This is a genomic window from Pseudomonas sp. NFPP25, from assembly GCF_900116505.1.
In the GTDB taxonomy this organism is placed as follows: Bacteria; Pseudomonadota; Gammaproteobacteria; order Pseudomonadales; family Pseudomonadaceae; genus Aquipseudomonas; species Aquipseudomonas protegens.
In genome coordinates, this window is sequence record NZ_FPBG01000004.1 from 104359 (window position 1) to 125313 (window position 20955).

The window sequence follows — 20955 nt, forward strand, 5'->3', positions numbered from 1 at the left end:
AGCGCCAAGCAAGGCCCTTTGGTCCTTTTCGCAGCCTCGCGGGCTCGGCAACGGCTACAGGGCTATTTCACAGGTAGCGCAGGGCGATCCCTTCCGCGTCCACTTGCACCACTTCCATGCGCACCCGCGGCGCCGTCACCGGCAGGCCCTGGACCTGGCCGTAGACCACCGCGCCCTTGGGCAGTCTTGCCAGGGCCGGGCTCTGTACATAGACGCCGCTGGCGGACAGGTTGCGGGTCTGCCCCAGGCATTCGCCGATGCTTTCGTGGGAAATCTTGATGCGGAACGACTTGCGATGATCGGACATCTTCTGCGCCCTTGTTCGGTGTGCTGTGGATAACTCCCGATGCGGGGTTATCCACAGATCGTGCCAGCTCCCTCAGTACCAGCGCGCCTCGCCAGGCGGGCGCTTCTTGAAGCGTTTCATGCTCCACATGTACTGGCTCGGATAGGCCCCCACATAACGCTCGACCACCTTGCTCATGGCCGCGCAGGAGGTTTCGGTATCGGTGCTGTACATGTCTTCCGGCGCCGCTTCGAGGATCACCTTGTAGCCCGAGCCGTCGGGCAGGCGCAGGGCATGGAGGAACACGCCGACCGCCTTGCCGCCGGCCAGCATGTTCGGCACGAACTTGCTGGTCAGGGCCTGGGTGGCGAAGAAGGGCACGAAGATCCCGGCGGATTCGGCCGGTTCCGGGTCGGCGGGGATGCCCACTGCCCCCCCTTTGCGCACTTCCTTGATGACGCTGAGGATGCCTTCCTTGGTGGAAGCCGCCACGCGGTTGCCCAGTTGCACCCGCTGCTTGCGCAGCAGTTCGTCCACCGCCTTGAGCTTGGGCGGACGGTAGAAAATGATCGGTTTGCACTGGCTGCAATAGAAGTGGTTGAGCACTTCCCAGTTGCCCAGGTGGCTGGTGATGCCAACCACGCCCTTGCCCGAGGCCAGGGCGTCCTTGAGTACTTCCAGGCCCTCGACTTCACGCACCAGGGCAATGGAACGCTCGGCCGGCCAGATCCAGGCGCAGGCGCTTTCAGTCAGGGACTTGCCGATGTCCTTCAGGCTCTGGCCTACCAGGCGCTCGCGTTCCGCCGGGTCCATCTGTGGAAAACACTTGGCCAGGTTGATGCGCACCACCTCGCGGGAACGATTGGGCGTCTTCCACATGATCCAGCCGATGGCTGCGCCGACCGCCTGCACCGCGCGCCAGGGCAGCAGGGCAAACAACCGCAGAGCACCCACCAGCAGGGCGCCTTTGAACTTATCCACAAATGACTCCTGATCTTGGTCATGAAGCGTGTCGCCAGCCGGCTATTCTAACCGCGCATCGGCCAGGATGGCGTACCGATCACAGTCCAGGGTGTGGTCCATGACCATCCCCGAGGCCTGCATCAGCGCATAACAGATGGTCGGGCCGACGAAAGTGAAGCCGGCCTTGCGCAGGCCGCGGCTCATGGCTTCGGCCTCCGGCGTCACCGCCGGCACTTCGCTGCGGTCGTTGAAATGGTTGATCTTCGGCACGCCACCGACGAAGGCCCAGAGAAAGGCCACCGGGTCTTCCAGCTCCAGCCAGGCCTGGGCATTGCGCCGCGCGGCGTTGAGCTTGAGGCGGTTGCGGATGATGCCCGGGTCCTGCATCAGGTCGTCGATCTCGGCATCGCTCATCTGCGCCACACGCTGCACATCGAAGCCGAACAGCACCTGGCGATAATGCTCGCGCTTCTTCAGCACGGTGATCCATGACAGCCCGGCCTGGAACCCTTCGAGCAATAACAACTCGAACAAGCGCTGCCCATCGCGCAGCGGCACGCCCCACTCCTGATCGTGATAAGCCATGTACAGCGGATCTTCGGAACACCAAAAGCAGCGTGGCATAAGGCTCCAGGGGGCGTGCGCAGGACTGAATCGGGTATACTCCCGCTCCTTAAATCGCAGCCCAAGTAACAGGTGAATTTCGTGAGCCAGCCTACGCCAGCCGTGCGTACCTTCCAAGACTTGATCCTCGCCCTCCAGCAGTACTGGGCCGAGCAAGGTTGTGTGGTACTTCAGCCCTACGATATGGAAGTAGGCGCCGGCACTTTCCACACCGCTACCTTCCTGCGGGCCATCGGCCCGGAAACCTGGAACGCCGCTTATGTGCAGCCCAGTCGTCGCCCGACTGACGGCCGCTACGGCGAAAACCCCAACCGCCTGCAGCACTACTATCAGTTCCAGGTGGTCTTGAAGCCCAACCCGGAGAACTTCCAGGAGCTGTACCTGGGTTCCCTGAAGCACGTGGGCCTGGACCCGCTGGTGCACGACATCCGCTTCGTCGAGGACAACTGGGAATCGCCGACCCTGGGCGCCTGGGGCCTGGGCTGGGAAGTCTGGCTCAACGGCATGGAAGTGACTCAGTTCACCTACTTCCAGCAAGCCGGTGGCATCGAGTGCTACCCGGTGACCGGTGAAATCACCTACGGCCTGGAACGCCTGGCCATGTACCTGCAGGGCGTGGATTCGGTATACGACCTGGTGTGGGCCGACGGCCCGTTCGGCAAGGTCACCTATGGCGATGTGTTCCACCAGAACGAAGTGGAGCAGTCGACCTACAACTTCGAACACGCCAACGTCGAGAAGCTGTTCGAACTGTTCGATTTCTACGAAAGCGAGGCCAAGCGCCTGATCGAACTGGATCAGCCACTGCCGCTGCCGAGCTATGAAATGGTCCTCAAGGCCTCGCACACCTTCAACCTGCTGGATGCACGCCGGGCCATCTCGGTCACCGCACGCCAGCAGTACATCCTGCGTGTGCGCACCCTGGCGCGTTCCGTTGCGCAAGCCTACCTGCTGGCCCGTGCCAAGCTGGGCTTCCCGATGGCAACCCCGGACCTGCGTGATGAAGTGTTGGCTAAGTTGGAGGCGGCACAATGAGTGCGCAAGATTTTCTGGTTGAACTGGGCACTGAAGAACTGCCACCCAAAGCCCTGAACACCCTGGCCGAAGCCTTTCTGGCCGGCATCGAAAAAGGCCTGCAGAGCGCCGGCCTGAGCTTCCAGGCCAAGCACGTATACGCCGCGCCACGGCGCCTGGCGGTGCTGATCACCCAACTGGCCACCCAGCAGCCGGATCGCAGCATCAACCTCGACGGCCCGCCACGCCAGGCAGCCTTCGATGCTGAAGGCAACCCGACCCAGGCGGCCCTGGGCTTTGCCAAGAAGTGCGGCGTCGAACTCAGCGAGATCGACCAGAGCGGCCCGAAACTGCGCTACAGCCAGAGCATCAAGGGCAAGCCGACCGCCAGCCTGCTGCCAACCATCGTCGAAGATTCGCTGAACGACCTGCCGATTCCCAAGCGCATGCGCTGGGCCGCGCGCAAGGAAGAGTTCGTGCGCCCGACTCAATGGCTGGTGATGCTGCTGGGCGATGAGGTCATCGACTGCACCATCCTCGCCCAGAAGGCCGGTCGCGACTCCCGCGGCCACCGCTTCCACCACCCGCAAAGCGTGCGCATCACCGCGCCGGCCAACTACCTGGCCGACCTGCGTGCCGCCTACGTGCTGGCCGACGCCAACGAGCGTCGCGAGCTGATCAGCAAGCGCACCGCGGAACTGGCGACCCTGCAGGAAGGCACGGCGATCGTCCCGGCGGACCTGCTGGACGAAGTGACTGCCCTGGTCGAATGGCCGGTGCCACTGGTGTGCTCGTTCGAGGAACGCTTCCTCGAAGTGCCCCAGGAAGCCCTGATCACCACCATGCAGGACAACCAGAAGTACTTCTGCCTGCTGGACGTGGACGGCAAGCTGCTGCCGCGCTTCATCACCGTGGCCAACATCGAGAGCAAGGACCCGCGCCAGATCATCGAGGGCAACGAGAAAGTCGTGCGCCCACGCCTGACCGACGCCGAGTTCTTCTTCAAGCAGGACAAGAAGCAGAAGCTCGAAGACTTCAACCTGCGCCTGCAGAACGTGGTCTTCCAGGAAAAACTCGGCAGCGTCTACGACAAGGCCGAGCGGATCTCCAAGCTGGCCGCCTTCATTGCCCCGCGCATCGGCGGCGACGCCCAGCGCGCCGCACGCGCCGGCCTGCTGTCCAAGTGCGACCTGGCCACCGAGATGGTCGGCGAGTTCCCGGAGATGCAAGGTATCGCCGGCTACTACTACGCCCTCAATGACGGCGAGCCGGAAGATGTCGCCCTGGCCCTGAACGAGCAGTACATGCCACGTGGCGCCGGCGCCGAGCTGCCCAGCACCGTGACCGGTGCCGCCGTGGCCATCGCCGACAAGCTGGACACCCTGGTGGGGATCTTCGGCATCGGCATGCTGCCCACCGGCAGCAAGGACCCCTACGCCCTGCGTCGCGCGGCACTGGGCGTGCTGCGGATCCTGATCGAGAAGAAGTTCGACCTCGACCTGAACGACGCCGTGGCCTTCGCCGTCAGCGCCTTCGGCAGCAAGGTCAAGGCCGCCGGCCTGGCCGACCAGGTGCTGGAGTTCATCTTCGACCGCCTGCGTGCCCGTTACGAAGACGAAGGCGTGGATGTGGCCACCTACCTCTCGGTGCGTGCCCTGAAGCCGGGTTCGGCCCTGGACTTCGACCAGCGCGTGCAAGCCGTGCAGGCCTTCCGCAAACTGCCGGAAGCCGCCGCCCTGGCTGCGGTGAACAAGCGCGTGTCGAACCTGCTGAGCAAGATCGAAGGCAATGTGCCGACCACCATCGAAGCCAAGTACTTCGACAACGCCAACGAGTTCTCCCTGTACTCGGCGATCCAGCAAGCGGACCAGGCTGTACAGCCCATGGCCGCTGCCCGCCAGTACAGCGAGACCCTGGCCCGCCTGGCTGCCCTGCGCGAGCCGGTGGACGCCTTCTTCGAGGCGGTGATGGTCAATGCCGAGGACGCCAATGTACGGGCCAACCGCTACGCGCTGCTGGCGCGGCTGCGGGGCCTGTTCCTGGGCGTGGCCGACATTTCGGTACTGAGCTGATCAGGTAGGGAACTGCTGTGAAACTGCTGATACTCGATCGTGACGGCGTGATCAATCACGACTCCGATGCCTACATCAAATCGGTGCAGGAGTGGATTCCGCTCCCCGGCGCGATCGAAGCCATTGCGCAGTTGAGCAAGGCCGGCTGGACGGTGGCGATCGCCACCAACCAGTCCGGCATCGCTCGCGGCTACTACGACCTGGCCACCCTCGATGCCATGCACGCGCGCCTGCGCGAACTGGTGGCGGAGCAGGGCGGCGAAGTCGGGCTGATCGTCTATTGCCCCCATGGGCCCGACGAAGGGTGCGCCTGCCGCAAACCGAAACCGGGCATGCTGCGAACCATTGCCGAGCATTACCAGGCAGAACTGACAGGTCTATGGTTTGTCGGTGACAGTCTCGGTGACCTGGAAGCCGCAAAAGCCGTCGACTCTCAGCCAGTATTGGTAAAGACCGGGAAAGGCGAAAAGACTCTGGGGAAAACCCTGCCGGTAGGCACCTTGATTTTTGACGACCTGGCGGCCGTTGCCGCTGAACTTATCCACAATTAGGCCCCTTCTGGCATCCTGACCAAGGACTGTTCGGGAGAGCGCTTTTTAACAGGCGGGCAATGCCCGCAATGGTAAATGCCGCTATGTCGATCCTGCAGGCCATCAGAACCTTTTTCTTTTACCTGCTACTGGGCACCAGTTCCTTGCTGTGGTGCTCCCTGAGCTTTTTTATCGCGCCGTTCCTCCCATTCAAGGCGCGCTATCGCTTTATCAACGTCTACTGGTGTCGCTGCGCGCTGTGGCTGACCAAGGTATTCCTCAATATCCGCGTGGAAGTGAAGGGCGCGGAAAACGTCCCCGAGCGGCCTTGCGTGATCGTTTCCAATCACCAGAGCACCTGGGAAACCTTCTTTCTCTCGGCCTACTTCGAGCCCCTGAGCCAGGTGCTCAAGCGCGAGCTGCTGTATGTGCCGTTTTTCGGCTGGGCCATGGCCATGCTGCGGCCCATCGCCATTGACCGGGACAACCCCAAGGCTGCCCTCAAGCAGGTGGCGAGCAAGGGCGACGAGTTGCTCAAGGACAATGTCTGGGTACTGATCTTCCCTGAAGGCACCCGTGTGCCCCACGGCCAGATCGGCAAGTTTTCCCGCAGCGGCAGCGCCCTGGCGGTGAATGCCGACCTGCCGGTGCTGCCGGTGGCCCACAACGCGGGCAAGTTCTGGCCGAAGACCGGCTGGGCCAAGCGCCCCGGCACCATCACCGTGACCATCGGCGCGCCGATGTATGCCGAAGGCAGCGGCCCGCGGGCCATCGCCGAGCTCAATGACCGGGTGGCGGCCTGGAATGAACAGGCTCAACGGGATATGGGCTCATTGCCACCATTGGCCACTTCTACGGATAAGGTTGCTGTATGAGCTTCTGTGGATAACCTGTGTACGACTTTTCCTACAAGGCTTGAAATCGAATTATAAATCACTGATTTATATATATATTTCCCAAGCTCATAAAATGTGGAAAAACGTGCATAAGTTTTTCAGCAGACAAAAAAACCGGCCTTGGAGCCGGTTTTTTTCACCTGGGATATTCCCGGCCCTTCATTCCTCCAGCAAAGGCAGTTCGAGGATGAAGCAAGAGCCCCGACCCACCACGCTCTGGCAACTGATACGGCCCTGATGCCGGTCCACCACCGCCTTGACCATGGACAAGCCCAGGCCCAGGCCATCAATGCCCTTGGCCGAAGCAAAACGCTGGTACTGGCCGAACAGCTGGGGCAGATCCGCGGCATCGATACCCCGGCCTTCATCGCTGATCTCGCAGCGCAGCCAGCCTGAGGTACAACTGACCCGCACACTCACCCTGGACTCCACCGGGCTGTACTTGATGGCGTTTTCCAGCAGGTTGAACAGCGCCCGGGTCAGTAGCGACTGGTCCGCCAGCACCAGGCCTTCGGCCTCGTCGTCCAGGTCATGCTCCAGGTGAATGTCCTTCAACTGGGCCAGGGTCGTGGCCTGATCGAAGGCGTCCAGCACCAGCATGGCGAACATGCTCGGTTCGAACTGGTAGGCCTCCGACTCGGCCTTGGCCAACTGCACGAAGGCCTCGGTCAGAGCCAAGGCCCGGCGTACCTGCTGTTCGATCTGGCCGTACACCTGCCGGGGCGTCGCCGGCTGATGGCGCTGCACATCCAGCAAGGCCAGGATCGCCGAATGGGGCGCGCGCAGATCATGGGACAGAAAGCGCAACAGCACGCTGCGTTGCTGTTCGGCGTCGCGCTCGACGCTGAGGTCGGTGAGGCTCAGCAGCCAGCCAATGGCGGTATCGCTGTCCACCGGCAGCAGCGGCGCCAGTTCCATGCGCAGGCTGCGCTGCTGAACATCACGGAACTCCACCGCCGGCAGTTGTTCCAGCCGGGGGTACAAGGCCGGTTCCGTCAGGCCCGGGTAACCCAGGGCAGCCAACTGGGCAATCAGCCCTTCACCCACCAGGGAATGGGCAAACACTTCCCGTGCATTGCGGTTGGCCAGCAGGATCTTGCCGTCGGGGTCGCTGATCAGGGTCGCCACCGGCAGGTACTCCAGGCCATCGGCGATAAAACGCCGGGTGTCCCGGGTGCGGCTCAGGGCCTGCTCCAGAGCGACGATCTGCCCCTGCAGCACATCCCCGGCCGGGGCCTGGCTGCGCCGGCGTTCCGGCAACACCTTGGGCTCGCTGTCCAGGCGCGCCAGTTCCCAGCCGAAGTAGGCCAGGATCACGCTCAGCCGGCGCCAGTTCCAGATCAGGTAGGCCAGCAGCATGCCCAGCAGGCTGGCCACCGGCGACCACCAGTAGCCCAGCCGCAGCATCAATACCGAGCCCGCCAGGCCCAGCCCCATGCAACCCAGGGTTATCCACAGCGCGTGGCGCGGCCGCCACAGCAACAGGCCCAGCAACACAGCGGTCAGGGCCATGGACAGCAGCATCCCCGACCACTGGCCCAGGGCAACCACGCTGCGATGCTGGAGCAGGCCGTTGAGCAGGTTGGCCTGGATCTCCACCCCCGGGGTGGTGCCCTGGCTGCCGGATTGCGGGGTCACGTAGCGGTCCCCCAGCCCCGGGGCCGTGGAGCCCACCAGGATCAGCCGGTCGCGCAGCAGCTCCGGCGGCACTTCGCCCCGCAGCACGCTGACATAGGGCACGCTGGGAAAGCCGGCGTCGGCGCTGATAAAGGGAATGCGCACCGGGTTGGACCGCAGCCACCCCTGGGCCACGCGAGGTTCACCGGGCCCGGGCATATGGGGGAATGCCGGCTCGGCTTCGGTCAGTTGGTACAGCAGCCATGTCAGTTGCGCCCGGGGAGCCAGCATCGGGCCTTCGCGCAGGTACACGCTGCGCACCGTGCCATCGGCATCCGCTTCGGCATTGATATGGCCCAGGCCGCGGGCGCAATTGCGCAGCAGCGGCACCGGCGGGATTTCCTCAATGTCCTGGCCATAGCGGGCAACGCCCTGGCGCAGCACCGGCAGGAACACATTGCCGGCCCGGCACAGGGCGGCAGCCAGGCGGGTGTCGTTTTCCACCGTGCTGCCGGGTTCACTGAGGATCACATCGAACAGCACCCCTTTGGCCTCGGCCGCGCTCAGCCGGTCCAGCAGTTGGCCATGAATGGCCCGCGGCCAGGGCCAGCGCCCCAGTTGCTGCAAGCTGTAGTCGTCGATGGTCACCAGCAGGATGCGCGGGTCCACCGGTAGCGGGGTGAAGCGCCGCAGGTTGTCGTAGAACAGATTGTTCAGGGCCAGGCCGTGGCTCAGGGACAACACCGCAGTCAGCGGCAGAAGAATCAGGCTGACCCACAGCCACTCCCGCACCAGCCCGCGGAACAGGCGCTGAGCCTGGGTCGGTTCACGGCCTTCGGCCCGACGGCGCCACACGCTCATGGACGGCCCACCGGAGCGTTATTCAACACGGGTGGTCCTGGGGTAATAAAAGATGTCATAGACCCCGGTTTCGCCTTCCAGGCCGTGCTCATCGAACGCCGAAAGACGCACGTGATAAAAAAATGCCTGCAAGCCGGTGAAGTTGACCTGCGGGGTGCTGGAGAACTGCTCCTGCTTGATGTTCAGGAAGTCCTTGTCGGTGGCGACCTGGGCCCGGTAGCGGCTGGCCCCGGGCAAAGGTTGCAGGATCAGTTGCCAGACGGGCAGGGCACCGGTCTGTCCGGCCTGCCCCAGCAGCCTCGGCGCGGACAGCAGTTCCACCGGCTTGAGCTCGCCCTGTTTCTGGATCCGCAGCCCCTGGCGCGCCATGACCTGGACTTCACCCGGCACCGGGCCTGCCGGTTTATCCACAGGGCGTTGACGCGTACGCCGCGGTGCCGGCTGCGGCGCGTCCTCTTCGCGATTCACCGCCACCTGGCCATTGAGCACCTCCACCAGGGATTGCTGATCGTCATTGCGTACCCGGAAGTGAGTACCGCGAACCCCCAGCACGCCCACCGGCGTAACGATCTGGAAACGGTCGTGATCACTGGTGCGCTTGATCACGTAGGACTCGATCTGGCCCTGCTCCAGCACAACCTGAGGGATGGCGTACTGGTTATTGAGTTGCAGGGTGACCTGGGAACTGGAAGGCAGCACCACCCGCGAACCGTCTCCCAGGGACAGGCTGACGAAGGCCGACGGCGAGGTCCTGACCCCTTCCTTCTCATCGATGCTCATGCCTTCCTGCAGGAGCACCTCGCGTCCCTTGGCGTCCAGTTTCCAGGCTTCGCCGGTCAGGTGTTCCACCGTCGCCGGCAGGGGCTGGCCACGGCACTGCTGGTTGTCATCGATATAGGGCAGCCGTGGCGCTGCCGCCTGTGCCGCACACAACGGCAGAATCAGCCCGGCCAGCAGCAGGGCGACACGCGCGACCTGAGGCCGGCCGGTGGACGGAAAAGGGCAGAGGTCATTCATGGATGTGCTTAGAGCCTTTGGGAAAACCGCGGCGAAATCCTACGCACCATACCTGAGGCAGATCGTTGGCAGAAAGCCGAACGCTGCGGGATGTCGCCCAAAGACAGGAACCCGGTCGGGCGAGGGCGGAAACAGGACAGGGCGAGAAGAAAGTGACACGTCCCTGTGTCGGAACCGGAGCGACAGGTCGCCCGGCCCAAAGTCCTGAGGAGGCACTCCCTGTATTCCCCTTCAACGACGCACGCGAGCGCGCGTTGTCCCGCCAGCCTGGCGGTTGACACTCCCTGTGTCGGAGCACTTCCAGGTGCCCCCGTGTGCCACTCAGCGGGAAGCAATGTAACGCTGGCCGCAAAGCTGCGACGGATTTGCAATATTTGTTCAGAATCATTGCCGCGGCCTCTAGAACACCCAGCGCGGGGCCGGTGGCTGCAGGTTCGTGGGTAGCGCTGTCCGACCGATCACGGGCTCGGCGTCCAGGGTCAGGTTGGAGTCACTGCCGGCGGGCAGGGCAAACGCCGGGTATTGCCCGATGCCGGAGGGCTGACAGCAGCCCGCTGTGGACGCTGGCACGGTACAGGCACTGATTCCCAGATAAGCCGCCAGCATCAAACTGAGAAGACGCACCGGATCATCGCCGCTGAATATTCTGACAAGCGCGACCTGGCCTTTCCTGAGCAGGTTCCCCATGGTTCTTTTCCTTGTTTGTACGAGCCGGTATCGTGCTGCTCAATAGCCCGACGGCCCGTGCTCCGGGCGCCTTACCGGCTATTTGATATCAGCGTACCGAGGGACCCGGGGCTCAAGAGCAATTCGCCACAATTGTTCAGATTCAGGCCAGGTGCCTAAACTTCCCCTCAGTCCGAGCCCGGCAGCCACGGCCCCGGGCGCTCTTGGAACCATAAGGAACTGCCTCGCATGCGTGTCGCGATACTGGATGACGAACCTGCGGAACTGGCGCGGGTGGAACAGACACTGCGAGAGATTCCCGGCCCCGGCGAACAGCCCTGGACCTTGCACAGCTTCGAGCGCGGAGAAGACCTGCTGCGCCAGTTGCGCCGGGAAACCTTCGACCTGCTGATCCTCGACTGGCAAGTGCCGGACCTCAGCGGCCTGTCCCTGTTGCGCTGGACCCGGGAACACATGGATTCGCCGCCCGCGGCCATCATGCTCACCAGCCGCGATGCCGAGAGCGATATCGTCCAGGCCCTGAACACCGGTGCCGACGACTACCTGAGCAAGCCGTTTCGCCCCAACGAACTCAAGGCCCGGGTCAACGCGGTACTGCGCCGCCATGGCTTGCAGCGCAACCACAGCGAAGAAGTGCAGAGTTTCAACGACCTGAGCTTCGATGATGCGGAACTGACCGTCACCCGCGCCGGCGCTCCCATCAGCCTTACCGAGCGCGAGTACCGCCTGGCCCGCTGCCTGTTCGCCAACCTGGGCCGGCCGCTGTCCCGGGAGTACCTGTACGAACGGTTCTGGACCCATGAGGAAATCGTTTCCTCACGGCCCCTGGATACCCACATCTACCGCTTGCGCAACAAACTCGGGCTGACCGCGGATCGCGGCTGGCAGCTGTTGACGATCTACGGCTATGGCTACCGCCTGGAAAGTGTCGCGTCGCCTGAAGAACAGGGCAGCTGACTGCTTGCCTTCAAAAGCGGCTTGATATCATTCCGGGTCCCGCCAGACATCTTCATAGCCGGCGCGGTCGATGATGAAACGCGTCCCGCTCGGCAGGTACAGGTAATCGATCACCTCCGGCAACAGCTCGAGCAGATGCTCGGCACACAGAGGCTGGTAGAAATCCACCGCAGTGGAATGTTCGCCGCAGTGGATAAACCAACTGACCGTGCCGTTTTCCGGCAACTCGACCCGGGTGCCATAGATGGGCGATTGCGCAAGGGAGCCTATGGCCAGAGCAATCATCGGCTCCGGGGCCTGGGGAGCAAGGTCGTAGCGTTCACAGATAAGCTGCTGTCTTTCGTTCATAGGGCCAGCCACCAATCGAGCAGGGTCTCGTCATCGGTGTCATCGAGGTTTTTATAGATGTTGGCGTAGTACCACTCGCTGCCCGTGGTCTCGCGAAAGCGGTTGAAGAACAGGGCGATGTTGTCCATGCCGCTTCGCGCCGGCACCGACAATGTCAGATTGCCCTTGTAGCGCCCGTCGAGCATGCCACCCAATTCGCTCGCCACATCCGCCGCCAGGGCCATGATGTGTTCTTCAGGGATGTGATCCGAATAGATATGGATGCAGAAGTTGCCGCCACGCTTGAGCACCACGGCGGGGGCCTGCGGATCCTTGATCGAAATGATGTCGCCCTTGGCCAGGTTCAGCGCCAGCCCTGGAGAATAGAGAATCTCGTAACTGTCCTCATCAATGCGCCGGACATGCAGCGGCTCATAGACCGGGCCACGGCTGTTCTGCCCCGCAACAACCCGAATCGATATTTCCTGGTTTTCATCATCCATAACCCATTTCCGTGCGATTGCTGTTTCTACAAAGGGTGAAATGAGCCGAACCGGCCCAGCCGCGTAGCGGGGTCAACTGTTCGATAAACACATCTCGAACGCGCCTGTTCTATGGCCGGATCGTCTCGCAGCTCAGGTGCCAGCACAGCACCTAGTGATCCCTCCAGGTGACGCACTCAAGTGAGGCCAGTGAAGAGCACTCGCTCAGGCGCGCAGGCTCAATGGCCCCGTGCTGTAAACAGGCATCTTCATAGGCGACATGTTGGTCGTCGGTGATGGAGGCCAGGTATTGGTCGATTGCGCAAAAACTGACCTCGGGCGCGATATCCACAGAGAACAGCGACAGGCCCCGGGTAACCGTACACCTGGCGCCGAGGCTGCGCAGGTGCTGCACAATCCCCGAGCGCTCTGACTCGCGCTCGGCAAAAACCCGCAGCGTCGAGTGCCCGGATTGCCGCACCACGCCGGTAGCGATCCGCTCATGGGCCTCAGCGCGAGTCAGCACCCAGTCCCCCTTGCTCACGCCATAGAGATAGTAGGGCGTGTTATCCAACTGGTAGACATCTGCCCCCCGTTGAATGCCCCACATCGACTCATACTCCACCGGTGGATAACCGTCGGCGTCGACGGTGAGCTTGAAAATGATCTTGTGAAACTGTGCTGTCGAGGTATCCATTCCATCTCACCGAGGCGCCGCCATGGGCCTCATGAACTGCACGTAAAAGAAGTTTTCCTCGAAGGAAAATATGACCTCTGCGCTGTGATAAGGCTGGGCACTGGAATGAACCAGTCCCATAGCGCCTTTGACGCTACCTGATCAAACAGTACGACTTGCTGTTTGTCGTCAGCACTCAGGCCACAGTCCACGGCATTGAAACGCCAGGCGATGGGGTAGGGTACTTCATCGAATAGGTGGCTGTTTGTACCTGCCAAGATCAACGTCCTTATTTACTCCATCCAATAAAAAGGCCAACGCTAAGCGTCGGCCTTTTTATTTCCAGCTGTGCCCCCGGATCAGAAGTCCAGGTTGGACACCGCCAGGGCGTTGCTTTCGATGAAGTCGCGACGAGGCTCGACCGCATCACCCATCAGGGTGTTGAAGATCTGGTCGGCGCCGATGGCGTCTTCGATGGTCACCTTGAGCATGCGGCGCATGCTTGGGTCCATGGTGGTTTCCCACAGCTGGTCAGGGTTCATCTCGCCCAGACCTTTGTATCGCTGGATGGTGTGGCGCTTGGTGCTTTCCGCCATCAGCCAGTCCAGGGCCTCCTTGAACTCGGTGACGGCTTTCTTGCGTTCGCCGCGCTGAACATACGCGCCTTCGTCCAGCAGGGTGCTCAGTTGAGCGCCGAGGGAGACGACGGTCTTGTAGTCGTTGCTGCCGAAGAAGTCGCGGTTGAAGGTGACGTAGTTGGACAGGCCGTGGGAGATCAGCTCGACCTCTGGCAGCCACACATTGCGTTCACGGTCTTCGCGCAGGCTGGCCTTGTAGACCAGGCCGGACTTCTCGGAAGTGCGCAGGCGGGCGTCGTACTTGGCCAGCCAATCCTGCATGGCGGCGTGGTCGGACAGTTGCTCCATGGTCACGGCCGGCAGGTAGATGAAGTGCTCGGTCAGCTCCTGCGGGTACAGGCGCGACAGGCGCTTGAGGGTCTTCATCACCATGCGGAAGTCGTTGACCAGGCGCTCCAGCGCCTCGCCGGAGATCCCCGGGGCTTCTTCGTTCAAGTGCAGGCTGGCATCTTCCAGAGCCGACTGGGTCATGTAGTCTTCCATGGCGTCGTCGTCTTTGATGTATTGCTCTTGCTTGCCTTTCTTGACCTTGTACAGCGGCGGCTGGGCGATGTAGATGTAGCCGCGCTCGATCAGCTCCGGCAACTGACGGAAGAAGAAGGTCAGCAGCAGGGTACGGATGTGCGAACCGTCAACGTCAGCATCGGTCATGATGATGATGTTGTGATAACGCAGCTTGTCGATGTTGTACTCTTCACGGCCGATGCCGCAGCCCAGCGCGGTGATCAGGGTGCCCACCTCTTGCGAGGAGATCATCTTGTCGAAGCGTGCCTTCTCGACGTTGAGGATCTTGCCCTTGAGCGGCAGGATCGCCTGGGTCTTGCGGTTGCGGCCCTGCTTGGCGGAACCGCCAGCAGAGTCACCTTCCACCAGGTAGAGTTCGGACAGGGCCGGATCCTTTTCCTGGCAGTCCGCCAGTTTGCCCGGCAGGCCGGCGATATCCAGCGCGCCTTTGCGACGGGTCATTTCACGGGCTTTACGCGCCGCTTCACGAGCGCGGGCAGCGTCGATCATCTTGCCCACCACCAACTTGGCTTCGTTGGGGTTTTCCAGCAGGAAGTCGGAGAAGTACTTGCCCATCTCCTGTTCGACCGCGGTCTTCACTTCGGAAGAAACCAGCTTGTCCTTGGTCTGGGAGCTGAACTTCGGATCCGGCACCTTCACCGAGATGATCGCGGTCAGGCCTTCACGAGCGTCGTCACCAGTGGTGGCGACCTTGTGTTTCTTGGCCAGGCCTTCCTGCTCTATGTAGTTGTTCAGGTTACGGGTCAGGGCCGAACGGAAGCCCACCAGGTGGGTACCGCCGTCGCGCTGAGGAATGTTGTTGGTGAAGCACAACAGGTTCTCGTTGAAGCTGTCGTTCCACTGCAAGGCGATTTCCACGCCGATGCCGTCTTCACGCTGGATGTTGAAGTGGAACACCTGGTTGACCGCAGTCTTGTTGGTGTTCAGGTATTCAACGAATGCCCGCAGGCCGCCTTCGTACTTGAACAGCTCTTCCTTGCCGCTGCGTTCGTCCTTGAGGACGATGCCGACACCGGAGTTAAGGAAGGACAGTTCACGGATCCGCTTGGCCAGGACGTCCCAGCTGAAGTGGATGTTCTTGAAGGTTTCAGCCGAAGGCTTGAAGTGGATCTGGGTACCGGTGGTTTCGCTGTCACCCACGATCTTCATCCGCTCTTGCGGAACACCGTGGACATAGGTCTGTTCCCAGATCTTGCCGCTACGGCGCACGGTGAGGATCAGCTCCTCGGACAGGGCGTTCACTACCGACACACCTACGCCGTGCAGACCGCCGGAGACCTTGTAGGAGTTGTCATCGAACTTACCGCCGGCGTGGAGCACGGTCATGATGACCTCGGCCGCCGAAACGCCTTCTTCTTTATGCACATCTACCGGGATGCCACGACCGTTGTCGCGCACGGTGATGGATTCATCCGGGTGGATGATGATGCTGATGTCGTCGCAATGGCCGGCCAGCGCTTCGTCGATGGAGTTATCGACCACCTCGAACACCATGTGGTGCAGACCGCTGCCGTCATCGGTGTCGCCAATGTACATACCGGGACGTTTGCGTACGGCATCCAAACCTTTCAGCACCTTGATGCTGGTCGAGTCGTACGTATTTTCTTCGCTCATGCCTTCACTCCCGATGGTCGTGGGTCTGGGTGATACGGCCTTGTTCCACGTGGAACAAAGCGACTGGCGTTTCCGTCTGCCAGCCTTCCCTCAATAATTCGTGGTCTACACAGGTGATAAACACCTGGCAGCGTAAGTCTTCCAACAAGCGACAAAGTGCGCGGCGATGCTGCTCGTCCAGCTCGGACGGCAAGTCATCCACCAGATAAATACACTGACCGCGGCGAGCCTGGCTCACCAGGTGCCCCTGGGCAATGCGCAAGGCACAGACCACCAACTTCTGCTGGCCACGGGACAAGATGTCCGCGGCGTTGTGTCCGCCTAAGCGCAGACGCAAATCAGCACGTTGTGGGCCGGCCTGGGTATGACCCATTTGCTGGTCACGGTGGAGGGCGGTCGCGAGCACTTCACTGAGCTCCCGGTCCTTGTCCCAACCACGGTAATAGCTAAGCGTCAGGCCCTCGAGCTGCAACAGTTCGCCCAAGGTCCGCTCAAAGACTGGTTTCAAGGCTTTGATATAAGCGCGGCGGTATTCATCGATTTCAGCGCTGGCCTGACACAGTTCCCGGTCCCAGGCCGCTTGCGAAGCGGCGTCAAGTGTACCATGCCGCAGCCATGAGTTCCGCTGCCGCAGGGCCTTCTGCAAGCGCTGCCAGGTGGACATGAAGCGTGGTTCCACATGGAACACTCCCCAATCCAGGAACTGCCGACGGATCTTCGGTGCGCCCTCCAGCAGGCGGAAGCTGTCCGGGTTGATCAACTGCAGCGGCAGGATCTCGGCCAACTGCGCCGCGCTGCGGGCATTCTGACCGTCGATGCGGATCTGGAATTCCCCCTGGCGATCACGGGATATCCCCAGGCTGCTATGGCCGCCCTGGGCCAACTCCACCTGGCCGAACACCGTGCAAGCCAGCTGCTCGTACTGGATCACCGGCAACAGGCGGGCACTGCGGAACGAGCGGGCAAGCCCCAGCAGGTGGATGGCTTCCAGCACACTGGTCTTGCCACTGCCGTTGGCGCCGTAGAGAAGGTTGATGCGGGGGGAGGGGGAGAAGGTCACCGGGTGCAGATTGCGCACCGCGGTGACCGAGACGCGACTGAGGGACATCTAGCTTCTGCTGAGCATGATTACAGGCGCATCGGCATGACAACGTAAGCCGAGTCGTCGTTGTCGGATTCCTGCACCAGCGCACTGCTGTTGGAATCGGACAGGATCAGGCGAACCTGTTCGGTGGTCATCACGCCCAGAACGTCCAGCAGGTAGCTGACGTTGAAGCCGATTTCCAGGGAACCGCCGTTGTATTCCACGCCCACTTCTTCTTCCGCTTCTTCCTGCTCCGGGTTGTTGGCCTGGATCTTCAGCTGACCATTGGCCAGTTGCAGACGGATGCCGCGGTACTTCTCGTTGGACAGGATCGCGGTACGGCTGAAGGCTTCGCGCAGCGCCTGGCGATCCCCCAGTACCAGCTTGTCACCACCTTTGGGCAGCACGCGCTCGTAGTCCGGGAACTTGCCGTCCACCAGCTTGGAGGTGAAGGTGAATTCGCCGGTGGTGGCACGAATGTGGTGCTGGCCCAGGACAATGCTGACGTTGCCATCGGGCTCGGTGAGCAGGCGCGCCAGTTCCAGGATGCCTTTGCGCGGCACGATCACCTGGTGGCGATCCGGCTGGCCGATGTCCGCCTGCATCGAGCACATGGCCAGACGGTGACCGTCGGTGGCCACGGCGCGGATGATCCCGGCGGACACTTCCAGCAGCATGCCATTGAGGTAGTAGCGCACATCCTGCTGGGCCATGGCGAAGCTGGTGCGTTCGATCAGGCGACGCAGTCGGCTCTGCTCCAGCTGGCAGGTCAACGAGCCCGGGCCTTCTTCCACAGTCGGGAAGTCGTTGGCCGGCAGGGTCGACAGGGTGAAGCGGCTACGCCCGGCCTTCACCACCAGCTTCTGCTCGTCGACCTTGATGTCGATCAGGGCATCGTTGGGCAGGCTCTTGCAGATGTCCATCAGCTTGCGCGCGGGAACGGTGATTTCCCCCGGCTCGGCTGGCTCTTCAAGTTGCACACGACCGACCAGCTCGACTTCCAGGTCGGTACCGGTCAGCGACAGTTGCTGGCCTTCGACAACCAGCAGCACGTTGGAAAGCACCGGCAAGGTCTGGCGGCGTTCGACGACGCCGGCGACCAGTTGCAGGGGTTTCAACAGGGCTTCGCGTTGAATGGTGAAATGCATGGTCTAGTCCCTTGCCTTAATAAGCTGCGTTGGAGTCATCAAGTGGTCAGAGTACGCAGCAGGTTCTTGTAGTCCTCGCGGATGTCCGCGTCGGATTCCTTAAGTTCATTGATCTTGCGGCAGGCGTGCAGAACCGTGGTGTGGTCGCGACCGCCGAACACATCGCCGATTTCCGGCAGGCTGTGGTTGGTCAGTTCCTTGGACAGGGCCATGGCCACCTGACGCGGGCGGGCCACCGAACGGGAACGCCGCTTGGACAGCAGATCGGAAATCTTGATCTTGTAGTACTCGGCGACGGTGCGCTGGATGTTATCCACAGACACCAGCTTGTCCTGCAGCGCCAGCAAGTCCTTCAAGGATTCGCGAATCAGCTCGATGGTGATATCGCGGCCCATGAAGTGCGAATGGGCGATGACCCGTTTCAGGGCACCTTCCAGTTCACGGACGTTGGAGCGAATGCGCTGGGCAATGAAGAACGCTGCATCATGAGGCAGCTCGACCTTGGCCTGGTCGGCCTTCTTCATCAGGATCGCCACCCGGGTTTCCAGCTCAGGCGGTTCGACGGCCACCGTCAGGCCCCAGCCGAAGCGCGACTTGAGGCGCTCTTCCAGGCCTTCGATCTCCTTCGGGTAGCGGTCGCTGGTGAGAATCACCTGCTGGCCGCCTTCGAGGAGGGCGTTGAAGGTGTGGAAGAACTCTTCCTGGGAACGTTCCTTGCGGGCGAAGAATTGAATGTCATCGATCAGCAGCGCATCGACCGAACGGTAGAAACGCTTGAATTCGTTGATGGCGTTGAGCTGCAACGCCTTGACCATGTCCGCCACGAAGCGCTCGGAATGCAGGTACACGACCTTGGCATTCGGGTTCTTCTTTAATAGGTGGTTACCCACAGCGTGCATCAAGTGGGTCTTACCCAGGCCGACGCCGCCATAAAGGAACAGCGGGTTGTAGCCATGCTTGGGGTTGTCCGCCACCTGCCAGGCCGCCGCGCGGGCCAGCTGGTTGGATTTACCCTCGACGAAATTCTCAAAGGTGAAAGTGCGGTTCAGGTAGCTGGTGTGCTTGAGCGCGCCCTCTACCTGGACGGTACGCTGTTCGGCGCGTACCGGTGCCTGCTGCGAGCTGGCGCCCGCCATCGGGTCGAAGCTGTCACGAGAGGGTTCTTCGCTGACTTCGGCAGCCTTCTGCGCGGCGGCTTTCTTGGCCGGGGCAGAAGAGGGTGCCGGAGCGGGCGCGGGAGCAGCAGCCGGGGCAGCATTGGCTGCTGCGGCTTGCAGGGCTTGCGAAGCGGCAGCGGCCAGTGGCGCGTTAGGTGCGGCGCGAGGCGCCGAACTGCGTTTGCTGCCTATTAATAAGGAAAGAACCGGTGCCATGCCGTTGCCGTGTTCATCCAGCAGCTCGAGCACACGCCCCAGGTACTTTTCATTGACCCAATCGAGAACAAAACGATTCGGTGCGTATACACGCAACTCGTCGCCTTCGGCTTCGACCTGTAGCGGACGGATCCAAGTGTTGAATTGCTGGGCAGGCAGCTCATCACGCAGAAGCTCCACGCACTGCTGCCAAAGTTCCACTGACACGGATATCCCCTAAGTTGAAAGCCGGTGAGGCAAAAACAAGCGGCCATTGTAGCGATCAGCCGCCCACTTATCCACATGTAGCGTGTCCTCAGGACACTAAGAATCAACGCCTTACCCCGAATAAACACGACCAGCGGTATGTGCATAAGCTCTGTGGATAACCCCACTTGAGGCCATTGCACAACTCGGGGCGAAACTCTGTGGGTAACTCGCCTGTGGATAACAGACGGTTCCACACACAGGTTTTCCGATGGCGCAGCACAGGCAGGACACCGTTTCTCAACCGTGTTGTCATTCTCTGTACAGTACGGACTAGAAGGGCTTGAGTCAGTTATCCACAGATGAGGCCGTTCCTAGTCTTTATAAGCTTTACAGAAAAGCTTTAAATACTTTCCTTCTTTATTTTTATATCTAGCCGACCCTGGCTCACAACCCCGTACCCGGACATACATAGATAAAGGAAAAGCTGGTTGGAAATTGACCTAGAGGCTTGCTTTCTCTAGAATCGCCGATCTCTTAAAACGGGGGCCATTCCGGCCCGTTGTGGACGAACCAGGTAACACGACATGAAACGTACTTTCCAACCAAGCACTATCAAACGCGCTCGTACCCACGGTTTCCGTGCTCGCATGGCTACCAAGAACGGTCGTGCCGTCCTGTCGCGTCGTCGCGCCAAAGGTCGTGCGCGTCTGGCAGTTTGATAATCCGGCACTGGAGGTGAGTCAGGACTTCAGTCGGGAAAAGCGTCTGCTTACTCCCCGGCACTTCAAGGCGGTCTTTGACTCCCCTACCGGCAAGGTTCCGGGGAAAAATCTCCTGCTCCTTGCGCGCAACAACGATCTTGATCATCCCCGTCTGGGGCTCGTGATCGGGAAAAAGAGCGTAAAACTCTCCGTTGAGCGCAATCGCCTCAAGCGTCTGATGCGCGAATCGTTTCGTCTCCACCAGGACTCACTGGTCGGATGGGATATCGTTATCGTCGCGCGCAAAGGTTTGGGCGATGTAGAAAACCCCGAATTGATTCAGCATTTCGGCAAACTCTGGAAACGCCTGGCACGCAACAAGCCGGTACCAGCAGCCAACTCCGAAACTGTAGGGGTAGACAGTCCCGATGCGTAAACTGGCACTCGTTCCGATCCAGTTTTACCGCTATGCCATTAGTCCTCTGATGGCCAATCACTGTCGTTTCTACCCCAGTTGTTCCTGCTACGCGTTGGAAGCCATCGAAAATCATGGCCTTCTGCGCGGTGGCTGGCTGACCTTTCGTCGTTTAGGTCGCTGTCATCCGTGGAATCCCGGTGGTTATGACCCGGTTCCACCTATCCCTACCTCCCGTTCTTCTTCGATGGCCGAGTAA

General features: G+C 61.4%; 21 protein-coding genes. 8 read left to right on the plus strand and 13 right to left on the minus strand.

Annotated features, from left to right (window positions below; genetic code table 11):
- Positions 1-67 precede the first annotated feature (67 nt).
- From BM382_RS16730 to tag, 3 genes are all read right to left on the minus strand, one after another.
- Entirely contained in the window at positions 68-307 is a 240-nt protein-coding gene (locus BM382_RS16730; RefSeq protein ID WP_011058406.1) for a PilZ domain-containing protein, read from the minus strand.
- A 72-nt stretch (positions 308-379) separates the two neighbouring features.
- A complete protein-coding gene (locus BM382_RS16735) occupies positions 380-1267 on the minus strand; it encodes a lysophospholipid acyltransferase (RefSeq protein ID WP_011058405.1) in 888 nt (295 codons plus the stop codon).
- Between the two features lie 42 nt (positions 1268-1309).
- Positions 1310-1873 carry a DNA-3-methyladenine glycosylase I gene (tag, locus tag BM382_RS16740; protein ID WP_011058404.1) on the minus strand — a complete coding sequence of 188 codons (564 nt, stop codon included), beginning with the start codon at positions 1871-1873 and terminating at the stop codon, positions 1310-1312.
- An 81-nt stretch (positions 1874-1954) separates the two neighbouring features.
- Here tag and glyQ point away from each other — a divergent pair, with 81 nt between their 5' ends.
- The 4 genes from glyQ (at position 1955) to BM382_RS16760 (ending at position 6364) form a co-directional block, all read left to right on the plus strand.
- On the plus strand, positions 1955-2908 hold the full coding sequence (glyQ, locus tag BM382_RS16745; protein ID WP_003177094.1) for a glycine--tRNA ligase subunit alpha: 954 nt from the start codon (positions 1955-1957) through the stop codon (positions 2906-2908).
- The gene (gene glyS / locus BM382_RS16750) at positions 2905-4959 is read left to right on the plus strand and encodes a glycine--tRNA ligase subunit beta (protein ID WP_015633612.1); all 2055 of its coding nucleotides are present in this window, start codon (positions 2905-2907) and stop codon (positions 4957-4959) included. Before glyQ ends, glyS begins: the two co-directional genes overlap by 4 nt.
- Before the next feature lie 17 nt (positions 4960-4976).
- Entirely contained in the window at positions 4977-5510 is a 534-nt protein-coding gene (gene gmhB / locus BM382_RS16755) for a D-glycero-beta-D-manno-heptose 1,7-bisphosphate 7-phosphatase (protein ID WP_011058402.1), read from the plus strand.
- 83 nt (positions 5511-5593) lie between these two features.
- Positions 5594-6364 (plus strand): lysophospholipid acyltransferase family protein, encoded by a 771-nt coding sequence (locus tag BM382_RS16760; RefSeq protein WP_011058401.1) that lies wholly within the window; start codon positions 5594-5596, stop codon positions 6362-6364.
- Between the two features lie 180 nt (positions 6365-6544).
- Here the strand turns inward: BM382_RS16760 and BM382_RS16765 are convergent, their stop codons facing one another.
- The 3 genes from BM382_RS16765 to BM382_RS16775 all read right to left on the minus strand — a co-directional run bounded on the left by BM382_RS16765 (position 6545) and on the right by BM382_RS16775 (position 10567).
- The gene (locus tag BM382_RS16765; protein WP_072443361.1) at positions 6545-8863 is read right to left on the minus strand and encodes a CHASE2 domain-containing protein; all 2319 of its coding nucleotides are present in this window, start codon (positions 8861-8863) and stop codon (positions 6545-6547) included.
- Positions 8864-8881: 18 nt separating this feature from the next.
- Entirely contained in the window at positions 8882-9880 is a 999-nt protein-coding gene (locus tag BM382_RS16770) for a FecR family protein (RefSeq protein WP_072443363.1), read from the minus strand.
- Between the two features lie 399 nt (positions 9881-10279).
- Positions 10280-10567: a hypothetical protein gene (locus BM382_RS16775; protein WP_019095588.1), complete on the minus strand. Its 288-nt coding sequence runs from the start codon at positions 10565-10567 to the stop codon at positions 10280-10282.
- Positions 10568-10795: 228 nt separating this feature from the next.
- Here BM382_RS16775 and BM382_RS16780 point away from each other — a divergent pair, with 228 nt between their 5' ends.
- The gene (locus BM382_RS16780; RefSeq protein ID WP_011058398.1) at positions 10796-11524 is read left to right on the plus strand and encodes a response regulator transcription factor; all 729 of its coding nucleotides are present in this window, start codon (positions 10796-10798) and stop codon (positions 11522-11524) included.
- Positions 11525-11551: 27 nt separating this feature from the next.
- Here BM382_RS16780 and BM382_RS16785 read toward each other — a convergent pair whose 3' ends face one another.
- The 7 genes from BM382_RS16785 to dnaA form a co-directional block, all read right to left on the minus strand.
- A complete protein-coding gene (locus BM382_RS16785) occupies positions 11552-11872 on the minus strand; it encodes an immunity protein Imm33 domain-containing protein (protein WP_169892327.1) in 321 nt (106 codons plus the stop codon).
- Positions 11869-12354, minus strand: coding sequence for a DUF4265 domain-containing protein (locus BM382_RS16790; RefSeq protein WP_011058396.1), 486 nt, complete (start codon positions 12352-12354; stop codon positions 11869-11871). The genes BM382_RS16785 and BM382_RS16790 overlap by 4 nt, the downstream gene beginning before the upstream one ends.
- A gap of 151 nt (positions 12355-12505) precedes the next feature.
- The gene (locus BM382_RS16795; protein WP_053154776.1) at positions 12506-13030 is read right to left on the minus strand and encodes a DUF4265 domain-containing protein; all 525 of its coding nucleotides are present in this window, start codon (positions 13028-13030) and stop codon (positions 12506-12508) included.
- A gap of 338 nt (positions 13031-13368) precedes the next feature.
- Positions 13369-15786, minus strand: coding sequence for a DNA topoisomerase (ATP-hydrolyzing) subunit B (gene gyrB / locus BM382_RS16800; protein ID WP_011058394.1), 2418 nt, complete (start codon positions 15784-15786; stop codon positions 13369-13371).
- 4 nt (positions 15787-15790) lie between these two features.
- Positions 15791-16894, minus strand: coding sequence for a DNA replication/repair protein RecF (recF, locus tag BM382_RS16805; protein WP_011058393.1), 1104 nt, complete (start codon positions 16892-16894; stop codon positions 15791-15793).
- Positions 16895-16914: 20 nt separating this feature from the next.
- Positions 16915-18018, minus strand: coding sequence for a DNA polymerase III subunit beta (gene dnaN / locus BM382_RS16810; protein WP_011058392.1), 1104 nt, complete (start codon positions 18016-18018; stop codon positions 16915-16917).
- Between the two features lie 38 nt (positions 18019-18056).
- A complete protein-coding gene (gene dnaA / locus BM382_RS16815) occupies positions 18057-19598 on the minus strand; it encodes a chromosomal replication initiator protein DnaA (RefSeq protein WP_072443365.1) in 1542 nt (513 codons plus the stop codon).
- A gap of 566 nt (positions 19599-20164) precedes the next feature.
- Here dnaA and rpmH point away from each other — a divergent pair.
- Genes rpmH through yidD form a run of 3 tightly spaced genes read left to right on the plus strand, consistent with a single transcriptional unit; the run spans position 20165 to position 20955 of the window.
- Positions 20165-20299, plus strand: coding sequence for a 50S ribosomal protein L34 (gene rpmH, locus BM382_RS16820; protein ID WP_003213577.1), 135 nt, complete (start codon positions 20165-20167; stop codon positions 20297-20299).
- Between the two features lie 16 nt (positions 20300-20315).
- Positions 20316-20717 (plus strand): ribonuclease P protein component, encoded by a 402-nt coding sequence (gene rnpA, locus BM382_RS16825; RefSeq protein WP_026020269.1) that lies wholly within the window; start codon positions 20316-20318, stop codon positions 20715-20717.
- Positions 20710-20955, plus strand: coding sequence for a membrane protein insertion efficiency factor YidD (gene yidD, locus BM382_RS16830; RefSeq protein ID WP_003213574.1), 246 nt, complete (start codon positions 20710-20712; stop codon positions 20953-20955). The genes rnpA and yidD overlap by 8 nt, the downstream gene beginning before the upstream one ends.